The sequence below is a fragment of the Mesorhizobium sp. M8A.F.Ca.ET.165.01.1.1 genome (genome assembly GCF_004792065.1).
In the GTDB taxonomy this organism is placed as follows: domain Bacteria; phylum Pseudomonadota; class Alphaproteobacteria; order Rhizobiales; family Rhizobiaceae; genus Mesorhizobium.
The window spans coordinates 1-340 of the sequence record NZ_SRTH01000139.1 but is presented as its reverse complement, the minus strand read 5'-3'; the positions used below and the strand labels follow the sequence as shown (position 1 = coordinate 340).

At 67.4% G+C, this 340-nt stretch carries 1 pseudogene; it reads left to right on the top strand.

Annotated features, from left to right (window positions below):
- A pseudogene (locus EN808_RS35455) lies at positions 1-340 on the top strand (hypothetical protein); the annotation flags it as partial.

The window sequence follows — 340 nt, the reverse complement described above, 5'->3', positions numbered from 1 at the left end:
GTCGGCGCTGTCGGCGGAAGACCGCGAGCTTTCGGCGGCACTCGATGCGCTTTACGGCGACGGCAGCGGCGACACCGCCGGCGACCCGCGCAAGCGGCGCGGGGGGCTTGGCCGCTCGGCGCCGCGTGTTGCGCAATGGATGGGCGACATTCGCTCTTTCTTCCCCGAGCAGGTCGTCCAGATCGTCCAGAAGGACGCCTTCGAGCGGCTGAACCTGAAGCAGATGCTGATGGAGCCGGAATTCCTCAAGGCGATCGAGGCCGACGTCAATCTCGTCGCCGACCTCGTCTCGCTGCGCTCGGCGATGCCGGACAAGACCAAGGACATCGCCCGCTCGATC